Source organism: Pedobacter miscanthi, from assembly GCF_032678605.1.
In the GTDB taxonomy this organism is placed as follows: domain Bacteria; phylum Bacteroidota; class Bacteroidia; order Sphingobacteriales; family Sphingobacteriaceae; genus Pedobacter; species Pedobacter miscanthi_A.
The window spans coordinates 49,784-61,122 of record NZ_JAVTSU010000005.1 but is presented as its reverse complement, the minus strand read 5'-3'; the positions used below and the strand labels follow the sequence as shown (position 1 = coordinate 61,122).

10 protein-coding genes are annotated in these 11,339 nt (G+C 36.8%); 6 read left to right on the top strand and 4 right to left on the bottom strand.

Annotated elements, in window-relative coordinates; all coding sequences use genetic code 11:
* On the top strand, positions 1–282 hold the full coding sequence (locus R2R28_RS09120; protein WP_316825368.1) for a pyrimidine/purine nucleoside phosphorylase: 282 nt from the start codon (positions 1–3) through the stop codon (positions 280–282).
* 149 nt (positions 283–431) lie between these two features.
* Here the strand turns inward: R2R28_RS09120 and R2R28_RS09115 are convergent, their stop codons facing one another.
* Entirely contained in the window at positions 432–1,703 is a 1,272-nt protein-coding gene (locus R2R28_RS09115; RefSeq protein ID WP_316825367.1) for a pitrilysin family protein, read from the bottom strand.
* Entirely contained in the window at positions 1,696–2,940 is a 1,245-nt protein-coding gene (locus tag R2R28_RS09110) for a pitrilysin family protein (protein WP_316825366.1), read from the bottom strand. Before R2R28_RS09110 ends, R2R28_RS09115 begins: the two co-directional genes overlap by 8 nt.
* Positions 2,941–3,172: 232 nt before the next feature.
* Here R2R28_RS09110 and R2R28_RS09105 point away from each other — a divergent pair, with 232 nt between their 5' ends.
* Positions 3,173–4,297 carry a CofH family radical SAM protein gene (locus tag R2R28_RS09105; RefSeq protein ID WP_121284745.1) on the top strand — a complete coding sequence of 375 codons (1,125 nt, stop codon included), beginning with the start codon at positions 3,173–3,175 and terminating at the stop codon, positions 4,295–4,297.
* A gap of 378 nt (positions 4,298–4,675) precedes the next feature.
* Here the strand turns inward: R2R28_RS09105 and R2R28_RS09100 are convergent, their stop codons facing one another.
* Positions 4,676–5,554: a ferritin-like domain-containing protein gene (locus R2R28_RS09100; RefSeq protein WP_316825365.1), complete on the bottom strand. Its 879-nt coding sequence runs from the start codon at positions 5,552–5,554 to the stop codon at positions 4,676–4,678.
* A gap of 6 nt (positions 5,555–5,560) precedes the next feature.
* Positions 5,561–6,301 carry a ferritin-like domain-containing protein gene (locus R2R28_RS09095; protein WP_316825364.1) on the bottom strand — a complete coding sequence of 247 codons (741 nt, stop codon included), beginning with the start codon at positions 6,299–6,301 and terminating at the stop codon, positions 5,561–5,563.
* Between the two features lie 124 nt (positions 6,302–6,425).
* On the opposite strand from R2R28_RS09095, the gene R2R28_RS09090 reads away from it, so the two are divergent.
* The 4 genes from R2R28_RS09090 to R2R28_RS09075 all read left to right on the top strand — a co-directional run bounded on the left by R2R28_RS09090 (position 6,426) and on the right by R2R28_RS09075 (position 11,309).
* Entirely contained in the window at positions 6,426–7,211 is a 786-nt protein-coding gene (locus R2R28_RS09090; RefSeq protein WP_316825363.1) for a LytTR family DNA-binding domain-containing protein, read from the top strand.
* Positions 7,212–7,344: 133 nt separating this feature from the next.
* A complete protein-coding gene (locus tag R2R28_RS09085) occupies positions 7,345–10,206 on the top strand; it encodes a two-component regulator propeller domain-containing protein (RefSeq protein ID WP_316825362.1) in 2,862 nt (953 codons plus the stop codon).
* Positions 10,207–10,457: 251 nt separating this feature from the next.
* The gene (gene scpB, locus R2R28_RS09080) at positions 10,458–11,024 is read left to right on the top strand and encodes an SMC-Scp complex subunit ScpB (protein ID WP_316825361.1); all 567 of its coding nucleotides are present in this window, start codon (positions 10,458–10,460) and stop codon (positions 11,022–11,024) included.
* Positions 11,025–11,111: 87 nt separating this feature from the next.
* Entirely contained in the window at positions 11,112–11,309 is a 198-nt protein-coding gene (locus R2R28_RS09075) for a hypothetical protein (protein WP_316825360.1), read from the top strand.
* Positions 11,310–11,339 lie beyond the last annotated feature (30 nt).

Here is an 11,339-nt window from a genome sequence, read left to right as displayed (position 1 = left end):
ATGATTACTGAAAACCAATATTTTGATGGCAACGTAAAATCGTTGGGTTATGAAACTTCTGAAGGAAAATCAACCATCGGCATTATCAATCCAGGAGAATATACCTTTGGAACTGCTCAAAAAGAAATTATGCATGTAATAGAAGGCGAATTAGAAACATTGCTTCCTGAAACTACCAACTGGCAAACCATTAAGGCTGGCAGTAAGTTCGAAGTGCCTGCAAATGCATCATTTAAAGTAAAAGCAACCGTGCAAACGGCATATCTTTGCCAATATAGGTAGGTATTTAATGCAAGAATAACAACCGCAAAAGATCGTCATTTCGAGCGAAGTGCAACGCAGCCGAGAAATCTATATGGATAAGATCTCTCCCCCGAAAATCCGGGACTGCGCTTCAGTCGAGATGACGAAAAGCGGTTGAATATTTGTACTTATTTCTTCCCTATTACTACTTCTGTAAAACTTTCGGTAGTGAGGTATTTATTGGCTAATGCCAGTAACTCTCCGGCAGTAATGGTTTTCACTTTTTCAATATATTTGGTGTAATAATCGTAATCTAATCCCGAGAAATAAATATTCTTAAATTTATCGGCATGTGAGAAAACGTTTTCCAAACTGCCCAGCATCGAACCCAGCATATAATTACGAACCAGGTTAAGTTCATCTTCTCCTATCAGTTCATTTTTTAAGGTATCTATTTCCTTATAAATTTCCGTCAAAGCCGCTGCACAAACATCTGCACCTACCTCCGTAGAAATAAATAGATAACCTGCCTCCTGCAAAGAAGAAATGCCAGAACCGATTCCATAAGTATAACCTTTATCTTCGCGGATGTTGTTCATCAATCGCGAACCAAAGTACCCCCCTAAAACAGTGTTTAAAATCTGAAGTCCCGAAAAATCTTTATGTTTACGATTGATAGCCAATTGACCTATTCTGATGGCAGATTGTAAGGCCTCAGGTTTTTCGGTATAAATAACCTGTTTTTCTGTGGTAGTAAAATTAAAACTGTTTTTTACCGCATTGCTTTTTTCCCAATCTTTCCCAAAAATATCGTTCAATAAGTTAAAACTTGCCGCTTCAAATTTCCCTGAAACGATAATGGTACAATTATTTGGCGCATAGGCTGCTTTAAAATACTCAATCAGGTCGGCGCGTTTCAAAGCATCATAATGTTCTGCATTTATACTAACACCATAAGCAGTATCGCCAAATAAAGCATGTGCGAATTCTTTTCTCGCAAGAATATCGTTTTTCTTTAGGTTAACCTGCAGCTTTTGTTTCTGGTTCTGGATGTAAATATCAAGCTCATGTTGTGGAAACTGACTTTCTGATACAACATCTTTCACAATCGGTAATACCGAATGCAAATGTTTATTTAAAGTATATAGCGTAACCGATGATTGATCCTGAAGATATTCCGTCTGGAAAAACGCTCCGTAAAAATCAATTTGCTCCGCTATTTGTTTTGAAGTTAATTTATTCGTTCCATTATTTATCAGCGAGCTTACCGCAATGGCTTGTAATGGTTTATCAAGTTTCCAGTTTACGTTTTCGAAAATAAATTCGATGCGCACTAAATCCTGCTCTCCAGAGTAAATGGTAAAAACGGGAACACCGTTATCCAAAGCTTTTTTCTCTGGTTCGATAAAATTTATAGTCGATACCTGCTTAAAATCAGGCGCCTGTTGTCTGTTAAGCATTTTCTTCGGTTAAATAATATAAGGTTGATGATGAATTTGGGCTAAAAGTTTCATTCGAAATACGTTTGATATCTTCAGCCGTCACTTTTAAAAATTCTTCTGTTTCGTTGTTCAATAAAGCTGCATCACCTAATAACTCATAATAAGCTAAATTCATGGCTTTATCCAGCAGGCTCATTTCAGAAAATACAAGAACCGATTCTACTTTGTTTTTTACTTTGGTTAATTCCGCTTCGGCAACCAGTTCTGCCTTTAGTTTATCCAGTTCTGCCCAAATTGCTTTTTCGGCGGCTTCGATGGTTACGCCTTCTACCAGTTTACCTTCAACGATAAATAAACCCGGATCTAAACTGCTTGAGATATAAGCATTAATCTCGCTGAAAAGCTGCTGCTCTTTTAACAAACTGTTATATAATCGCGAAGACTGTCCACGTGATAAAATATCCGATAATAGATCAAATGCGTAATAATCCTGATTTAAGCGCCCTGGCATTTTAAAAGCCATATAAATGGCATTCAAAGGCACATTTGCCTTAACCGTTTCCTGCCTTGCCTCTGTTTGTGGCTCTTCCTGAACTAAATTACGGATGTATTTCTCACCAGCCGGAATAGGCTCAAACCATTTTTCAGCAAGTTTTTTAATATCCTCTGTTTTCACATTTCCCCCCACTATTAAAATGGCATTTTGTGGTGTATAATGCTTTTTGAAAAATGCTTTTACATCATCCATTGTTGCGTTTTCGATATGCGAAAGCTCTTTTCCGATGGTTGCCCACCTGTAAGAATGCTTTTTATATGCAAGTGGACGCAATTTTAACCAAACATCGCCATAAGGCTGGTTAAGGTAACGCTGCTTAAACTCCTCGCTTACCACATTTCGTTGCGTATCTAAACTTTTTTCAGAAAAAGCCAGACTCAGCATCCGGTCGCTTTCCAGCCAAAATGCCGTTTCGATGTTTTCTGCAGGCAATGTAATGTAATAGTTGGTAATATCATTACTGGTAAAAGCGTTGTTCTCGCCACCTACCCTTTGCAAAGGCTCATCGTAACTTGGAATATTTACCGATCCACCGAACATTAAGTGCTCAAATAAATGTGCAAAACCGGTTTTTTCGGGCTCCTCATCTCGGGCACCCACATCATATAAAATATTTAAAACGGCCATTGGGGTTGTAGCATCTTCATGTACTAAAACCTTTAACCCATTGGCCAGTGTAAAACGATTAAAATCTACCATATCTAATTTTAGAACCGTAAAGATATTATTTTAAGGCAAAATGGGAGATGTAAAATGATGGAGAATGTAAAATGGCAAATAAGGGACAATTTTCGATACTAAACAGATGATGTAGGATGGAAGATGGAAATTCTTCAAGCCAAGCACTACCGGCTCAACTCCACATGCATTTTTTTACAAACCTTAAACCTTACACCTTCAACCTTCCCTCCCTTTTACTTATCTTTGTACTATGAATACAGCCGATTTACTGCAACGGGCATTACATTTTGATTTTTTAAGCCTTGAAGAAGGCGTACATTTATACCATCATGCCGATACGGCATCGCTGATGTTTGTGGCCAATGAGTTAAGAAAAATCCAGGTACCAAGTGGTAAAGTAACCTGGCAAATCGACCGTAACGTAAATACGACTAACGTTTGTATTGCCAACTGTAAATTCTGTAATTTCTTCCGCAGGCCCGGGCATGATGAGAGTTACATTACTGATATTGAAACCTATAAAGTTAAAATTGAAGAAACTTTCCGTTTAGGAGGCGATCAGTTATTATTACAGGGGGGCCACCACCCTGATTTAGGCCTGGCCTTTTATGCCGACCTTTTTAAAAAATTAAAAGAATTATATCCTGATTTAAAACTTCACGCTTTAGGTCCACCGGAAATTGCACACGTTGCAAAACTGGAAGGTATGACCCATACCGAAGTATTAAAAGTTTTAAAAGAAGCCGGAATGGACTCTTTGCCGGGTGCAGGTGCTGAAATTTTAAACGACCGCGTAAGGCGTTTAATCTCTAAAGGCAAATGTGGCGGACAAGAATGGCTTGACGTGATGCGTGCCTGCCACCAATTGGATATTACCACATCCGCTACCATGATGTTCGGCCACGTAGAAACCATTGAAGAACGTTTTGAACATTTGGTATGGATCCGTCAGGTACAGAGTGAAAAACCTGCCGATGCAAATGGATTTTTAGCCTTTATTCCATGGCCTTTCCAGGATGATGGAACTTTATTAAAAAGGCTTCGCGGCATCAGCAACAATGTAACTGCTGATGAATATATCCGCATGATTGCCTTAAGCCGCATCATGTTGCCGAATATCAAAAATATCCAGGCCAGTTGGTTAACGGTTGGAAAAGCCACGGCCCAACTTTGTTTACATGCAGGTGCAAACGATTTTGGATCGATCATGATCGAAGAAAATGTAGTATCGGCCGCTGGTGCCCCACACCGTTTTACAGCCAATGGTATCCAGCAATCTATCAAAGCTGCAGGTTTCGAACCACAGTTACGCGGACAAAAATACAATTACAGGGATTTACCTGAACATTTAGAAGAGCAGGTGATAACTTACTAGAAAAGAATTAAATTACAGAGAAGGCCCCATAAATAATCATTAATGGGGCCTTCTCATTTAGTACAATTTGATCTCAGCAATATTTATTTTTCATCATTGTTTATTAGTATAAACTATCTATAGCCTGCTCTACAACTGTAATCAATATTGTGACAACTTTTATCACAAACGAAAATTTGCTCACAAACTTGTGACAGTTTTTTATGTGACAAAAAAAACTGTCACACAAAAAACTGTCACAAAATTTATTGATGGCTAAAAAAGAAATTTTTTAGATACCCTATCGAGGTCAAATAATAAAGGGAAGCAGAAATTAATTCTACCTCCCTACCTTAAACTAAACATTACCTAATCAATAATGTAAATATTTTGGTTTTACTATGTAAATTGTTTACCGCTTGAAACTTTAATAAAAGCATTGGCAATCTTTTTTACACTTACTCCATCTAATGCTTCATCAAAACATTCTGCAGCTTGAGTTTGTGAAGCCCCACCTAAACCATTAATTTCGACTCCTGCTTGCAAAGTATTTTGTTCTCCGGCATAATTAGCATCTACTAACGAAATACCGGTATCATTGCCATTGGCTGCATATGCAATCCATGGTTTTAAAGGCAGACCAGCAGCAGCAGCCATTCCACGTAGGTGTGCGGCGTGACGTGCTTCTACCGAGTGGATTTGTAAAGCCGTTCTTAAAACAGCATTGTTAGCTAAATCTCCTTTTTGAGATAAAATACCCGCCTGGCCTTTATAAGCTCTTACACCAGTATCTTCTAACGCAACAGCAACTTTCAAAAAGCTTGTATAGTTGGTAAAAACATCAGCTAATACAGCTTCGAATTGATAGTCAGCATATTTAGTACCATCACTGGCAGGATCAGTAGGGGTAGTAATTTTTAATACCGATTTTAATAGGTTTACGTGTGCACGTTCATGATCACGTATAAGGGTAATTGCCGCAGTTGCTGCGCCAGCTGGTATTGGAGTTGGAACTGGAGCTGCCAAAGCGTGATTGTAAAAATTATACTCTAAATACTCTAACCCTAAAGCAAAATTCAACACATCTGTTACAGTACTTGTAGCTGTTTGGCCATAAGCCTTTTGGAACATTGAACCCATAGCCAATGGAAGTGCAGCTAAGGAGATTTTTTTACCGATGTTATAAAAATCTTGCATCGCTTTGCGTCGTGGATTTAATCTTTCATAGATTTCTCCATCAACTTTTTCAATTTCTTCTAGTATATTTAAGATATTCATGATTGCTTAGTTTTGAGATTTAAGGTTGATAACATTAATTTTTGTTTTGATAAATGGTGCTGCTAAAGGCAAAACCTTATCGGGAGTTAAAGCTCCATCTAATGCATTGGTACTATCTGCACCAAATGCTGAAAGCGAAGTTAAATCAGAAAATGACCCTGGAGTTATCTGATCCCTAACCCATGATGCATGACGCGCTTCTACTGAAACAATTTTACCTGCTATCAATAGAAAATCGCCACTTACCAATAACCTACCAGCCCCATTATATGCTGCAACTCCTAAATCTTCAAAAGTTTTTGCAGCTGCTAGTACGCTTGAAGCTTTTGTAAAATCTATACTAGAAAAATCAACTTCCAAACCAGGAATTGCTGCAGTACTTAATGCCTTTTTAAAGAATTCTCTGTGGGCAATTTCATGAAATTGTACATCAGTAAAATAATTTTTTTGAATTGTTGTAAAATCTGCAGCTGGAGCTGATGCAACCTTAATATAAAATGCAGCCTCTAATTGTTCTAAAGCATAAGCATAATTTAATACGCCGAAATCATCTTTAAAATCTAACGTTACTCCCCCATTCATTGTTGGGTTATCGTAACCGCGGTCTTTTTTACAACCGGCAGCTACCAGAGCAATACCTGCAGCACCTGCACCTGCATACTGAAGAAAAGATCTTCTGCCTACAGTTTTGTCAAATAAACTTGCTTCCCGAAGTTCACTTTTTGTTTCTAGTTCATTGTTTTTCATAGTAATCTATGTTTAGTGGTTTTGAATTCGTTTGATGATACATACGTGACAATCAGAACACTGGTTTTTTCTTTTTGCATTTTTTTTTATAAGACCATTTTAATACATTCACCAACCTATAACTATGACTACACTAAAAGCCATTATTGTTGATGATGAGGAATTTGCCCGGTCATCATTATTTTTTTTACTGCAACAAAATTGTGCACAGGTAGAAATTACCGGTATCGCGCGATCTGTAGCAGAGGCAAAAGATATTTTAGCACATCATCCTATTGATTTAATTTTTCTGGATATTGCCATGCCGGGTGGCAACGGTTTTGAACTTATTCCTGATGCACAAAAACACAATGCAGCGGTTATTTTCACCACCGCTTATGATCAATATGCACTAAAAGCAATTAAAGCCAATGCACTCGATTATTTATTAAAACCAATTGATATTGATGAGCTTAAAACAGCCGTAGAGAAGGTTTTTCAGCATATTAAACTGTTTAAAGGGCAAAATGAAAACGACGAAAGGATTAATAACCTCGCTTCCAGTTTAAACTCGAGAACAGAAATCAGGAAGCTTACCCTTCCCTATGGTCAGGGCTTTAAAATGATCGATATTGATGACATTATTTATATCGAAGCGGATAGTAATTATTCGATAGTACACTTAAATAACCATGATAAAATTACCGTTTCGAAAGTTTTAAGGGAGTTTGAAGAACTTTTACCAACCGATCAGTTTGTAAGGATCCATAAATCCAGCATCATCAACCTAAACCACTTAAAGGAATATAATTCTAAAAACGGACTGCAGGTTTTCTTAAAAAACGGAGAAAGCATCAACATTTCGAGACGAAGGGCAAGCGATTTCTTCGAGAAAATAAAATTATTTACAAAAGCAAACAGTGATCATTAATCAACATATTAAAGCAACTTTTTCAACTAAAAAAGTTATATCGCCGTGTAATTTTGCCGGTACTTTTATTGCTTTTTTATTTTTGGTCGCTACTTTTTTTTGTTCACAAAAAACCTTTGCCCAAACCACCTATTTGCCCCATTATACATCTAAAAATGGATTAGCAAGCAATAACTGTTATTATATATTACAGGATAAAAAAGGTTTTATCTGGATTGCGACCGATAATGGCCTGAGCCGTTTTGACGGCACCAATTTCCAGAATTTCACCATCGAAGATGGCCTTCCCGATACGCAGATTCTGCAGATGAAAGAGGACAAAGAGGGCCGTTTATGGTTTTTCGCACTCAATGGCCAGCTTAGCTACCTTAAAGAAGGCAAATTTTACAACCAGGATAACGATGAGTTACTTAAAAAATTAAATTTTAACACCGTAATTGTTTCATTTCTAGTTGATAAGTCAGGAAAAATTTGGCTCGGAACCAATGCTAACCTTATAGTTTGCTGGGATGGAAAAACGATTAAAAAGTATATTTCTCCTAATCAGAATGATAAATTCATCAATGCTTTTATCCATGAGGACGAACAGGGAAATATTTTTGCCTATAGCGATTTAAGTGTTCAGCAATTTAATGGAAAAACCTTTTCCATGGTTAAATCGAAAGTGCAGCCACTTTCTTACATGACTGCGACAAATAGTCCTCACCGGTCTTTATTCTATCTGGATAAAGGCGGATTGAAACAATACCGGCATGGAACCATTAACGACCTGATCCCCATTCCGCAAAATTTGATCAAAAATATGTCGGGATATTTTTATTACGACGTAACCAGTAAAGAGGTTTGGTTATCAAATGCCAATGGTGCTTTTGCGCTCGATAAAAACGGAAAAACAGTTCAGTATTTACAGGATATCGCCGTTAACCAGGTGATCAAAGATAGTAACCAAAACATCTGGTTTGCAACCAATCAGGGCATTTATATGCTCCCAAATGCAAACAATAGGCTTTCTATTATCGATGCCGAATCGGGCTTAAGCAGCAATGTGATTAAAAGCATTACTAAGGATGGTAAAAACCGCTTGTGGCTGGGTACAGATGATGCCGTAATCGATGTATTAAGTATTAACAATTACCAGGTTAACGAGATTGGTCTCGATGATTTTAAAAAGTATAAAACCATTAAACAGATCACGTTCGACCCAAAAGATCAATCCATTTATTTCGCCTCCGATTATGGCATGGGTGTTTTTAAAAACATTTATAATGGTAGTGACGAGGTAAATTACCTAAAAGAATCGAACAACTCCATGTTCGTGATCAAACACTTCAGCATAGGCGAAAACAACAACCAGTTAGCGCTTGCCTTATCCTCAGGAGTAGTTTTTTTATCCGACAGGAAAAATAAATTTGAATTTAACGCTGCAAAATACCGCGAAAAGGAAGATTTTTTTAAAGATCGCTCCTATCACGTTTTTTACGATCGTGAGGGCAGCTTATGGTTTTCAAATGTGAATGGTTTATCACAGTTTTCTAAAGGCAAACTGATTAAACATTACGAAAACCATCCCTTACTCACCAAAAGAATAAACGATATTCAACAACTGGCAGATGGCACTTTAATTTTAGCTACCGATGGTTACGGACTGATTTTTTATAAAGATGGCCGGATTACCACCCAAATTACCCAAAAAGATGGTTTAACAAATAATATCTGTACCAAAATATTTGTAAAAAACAGTGAGATATGGGTATTAACCAATAAAGGGGTTAACAAAATTGCCGATTATCCGAATCAACCCAGTGTAGCCAATTTCGACTATGGTAAAGATTTGTTAAGCGACGATATCAACAGTTTATTTATTGATGACAGTACCGCCTATTTTGCTACAAATAAGGGTTTGATTTTGTTTAAGTACAACAATAAAAACATCATTAAAAACCTCCCCAAAGTATATGTTACCTCTATCATTAAGGATAATGAGCGTTTACCTGTTGATCAGGGGAACTTTACCTTCGAAACAGGAAATAATACCATTTTATTTACTTTTAGTGCGGTAGATTTTACCACCAGCGATATTACCTACCGTTACCGTTTAAATGAAAATTCGCCATGGATAGAAACGAGAACCAGGAGACTGGATTTTTCTTCACTGCAACCGGGCGATTACGTATTTGAGGTAAGCGCCAAAAGCCAGAACGGCAATTGGGGCGAATCGGCAAGAATCGCCTTTACCATTAAAAAACATTTCTGGCAAAGCTTATGGTTTTTATCCATTTTAATACTGCTTGTAGCTTATATTTTTTACAAAGTGGCCGTATACATCACCCGCAAACAAAAGGACAAAGAACAAGAGCAGTTGTTGTTAAAAAACAAAGTATTAATGTTAGAACAGCAGGCTTTGCAGGCGATGATGAACCCACACTTTGTATTTAATGTAATGAACTCCATCCAGCATTATATCAATACGCAGAATACAGCATCTGCAAACAAAGTGCTAACAGGTTTTGCCAGGTTAATCAGAAAAAACCTGGAAATTTGTACCAAAAGCTACATTTCACTGGAAGAGGAATTAGAATATCTCAATCTTTATTTAAAATTAGAAAAAAACCGTTTTGGCGATAAACTGGCATATATCTTCAATATCGACGAAAATATTGACCTGGAAGAAACCTTTATCCCATCCATGCTGTTACAACCTTACGTAGAAAATGCAATCTGGCATGGCATTATGCCTAAAGAAACCGGTGGCGAAATCCAGATCAATATTAAACTGCAGGATGAATTTTATTTAAACATCGAAATTATTGATGATGGGATTGGGATTGACAATTCTTTAAAGGATAAAAAAGAGACCCATATCAGTAAAGGCATGCAGCTTACCAAAGAAAGATTACACCTTTTAGGGCAGATTGGAGCAAAACCTATACACTTAAACGTACAGCAGAACACTGTAAATGGTACTACAGTATCGATTTCTATACCGTTAAAATAGAAATTTTACCGTTTACTCAATTATTAATACCACTCACTAAATAGAACCTTGATTGAGCCTGCTTTAGCCTTAAACTTGTGTTAGAAATAAACGATAGTGTTTATCAAAGACGTTCTTATAGAATTGATATAGATATTTAATAACCTAACCTAAAACTATATCTTAATTCAGGTTTCATTTGTGTGTTGAAAGCGGTCTTGTTTTTAAAAGCGAGACCGCTTTTTTTATGCCCAAAAATTCTATTTTTGTATATGCCCAATCACAACATCACCAGGCACATCGAAGCCCTTGTATTTTCTTCCAGTCAAAGTATAGGTACGCAGGAAATTATACTTGCCCTAAATGCTGTTTTTAACGAAGAGTTTATCGAAACACAGGTATTCGAAAGTATCAATCAGATTAAAGAAAAATACATTAACGAAGACTTTGCCATCGAACTGGTTTATTTAAACAATGGTTATCAGTTTCTCACCAAAAAAAATTACCACGAAACTGTTAATCAGCTCCAGTTACACCGGTCAAAGAAAAAATTAAGTCAGGCTGCTATGGAAACTTTGGCCATTATTGCCTACCGCCAGCCCATTACCAAATTGGAAATCGAACAGATCAGAGGTGTAAATTCCGATTATTCTGTACAGCGCCTATTGGAAAAAGAGCTGATCAGCATTGATGGAAAAGCAGAAACACCCGGCAGGCCAATCCTATACAGTACCAGTACCTTATTTATGGATTATTTTGGGCTAAACAACTTAAGCCAGCTTCCACAATTAAAAGATATCGTAAAAGAGGAAAATACCGTTGGTGAAAATGTTGAATAAATAATTTAATTTCTTTGCTTCCAGGTTGTTATTAAAAAAAGTTTTTTTGTATTTTTAAACTATAAAAGCAATTTTTATTTTTGTGTTATGAAAGCGCCAAAGAAACTCCCAACAAAGCCGACTACCAAGAAACAGGTAGACGAAGATGATGATCTTGAAGATGATGACGATATTCAAACAACGAAAAAGAAGTCTCAAGACGATGATGATGACGAAGATTTTGACATGCCGTTAGACGATCTTGACAATTTCGATAATTTCGATGATGATGATGAAGATTATTAATATTTAAAAAAACATATATTTGAAAAAGCA